This is a genomic window from Kitasatospora sp. MBT66, assembly GCF_000710405.2.
GTDB classification, from domain to species: domain Bacteria; phylum Actinomycetota; class Actinomycetes; order Streptomycetales; family Streptomycetaceae; genus Kitasatospora; species Kitasatospora purpeofusca.
The window spans coordinates 438,751-439,994 of sequence record NZ_JAIY01000006.1 but is presented as its reverse complement, the minus strand read 5'-3'; the positions used below and the strand labels follow the sequence as shown (position 1 = coordinate 439,994).

The 1,244-nt window shown below is 76.1% G+C and carries 1 protein-coding gene; it reads right to left on the bottom strand.

The annotated features are described in order from the left end of the window. Window position 1: 1 nt before the first annotated feature. A partial coding sequence (locus tag BI06_RS50755) for a DUF5719 family protein (protein WP_043468474.1) occupies window positions 2–1,244 on the bottom strand: 1,243 nt, incomplete at its 5' end.

Here is a 1,244-nt window from a genome sequence, read left to right as displayed (position 1 = left end):
CTCAGCGCAGGACCACGCCCGGGTCCTGGGAGGCCTGCGGGACCTTGACGGTGGAGCGGTCGTCGCGCAGGGACTGGACGGTGAACATCGGCACGTCCTTGGTGGGGAGCGCGAGCATCCGCGCGGCGACGACCGGGCCGCCGGAGACGGTCTCCACGGTGAGCGCGAAGCTGCCGTTCAGCCCGGTGGGCTCGGGCGCCGGGAGGGCGACGGTGCCGCCGGCCGGGAGCTGGACCTCCTTGGTGGCGGGGGTGCCGCCGCCGGTGCCGGCCGAGGCGGTGACCCGCACGGTGGCGGCCTCGCCGGTGGAGGTCAGGAAGAGCGTGGACGGCCCGCCGCCCCGGTTGTCGGCCACGGTGGCGCGGGCGCCGACCGGCGCGGTGCCGGCCAGCCAGGCGGCGTCGGACTTGCCGTTCGCCCCGGCGCGGTCGACCCGCACCCCGGCCACCACGGGGGTGGGGTGCTTGTCGTCGCTGGGCGACACCCGCAGCCCGGCGACCTCGTCACGGGTGACCTTGCCGAGGTCCACCGAGGCGACCATGCCGGCCTTGACGTGGATGGACTCGTTCCCGGCCGGGACGAACCAGCCGTTCTTGCCGGAGAGCTCGATCTTCAGGTCGGCGTCGTCCTCCGGCGGGGCCCAGACCACCAGGTGGGCGGCCGAGGTGTCGGCGGGCAGACCGGGCATCACCTGGACGGGCGCGGGGTCGGCGGAGGCGGGCACCCAGTCGGCGCCCTTGCTGCCGTCGGCGGCGTGCAGGGCGGCGCCGACCCGGCCGGAGCGGGCGACCACGTGCACGGCGAGGTCGGCGACCTGGCCCTTGCTGATGGTGGGCAGCAGGACCGACTGGGAGCTGCCGGGGGCGACGGTGATGCCGTTGGCGGCGTCGTTCTCGATCAGGCCCTTGTCGCCGTAGAGCTTGATGTCGACCACGGCGGCCGTGGACTCGGCGTTGACCAGGCTGACGTAGTCGGTGCGGCCCTCGGCGGTGGAGGCGCCCGCGAACCAGAACCCGGTGCCGGACGGCGTGCAGGTGATCCCGGACAGGCCGAGGCCGCGCTGCTCGGTGACGGTGGTGGTCTGGGTGACGGTGAAGCCGGGGGCGAGCGCGCCGGTGGCGACGGCCCCGGCGCCGGGCGCCAGGTCGCTGTTGGCGGCGGGGGCGGACACCGGGGTGCCGGGCTTGGCCAGGGTGAGCCGGGCGTCGGCGGGCGCGGTGTTCTTGTCCACGGCGGCGGCCGGG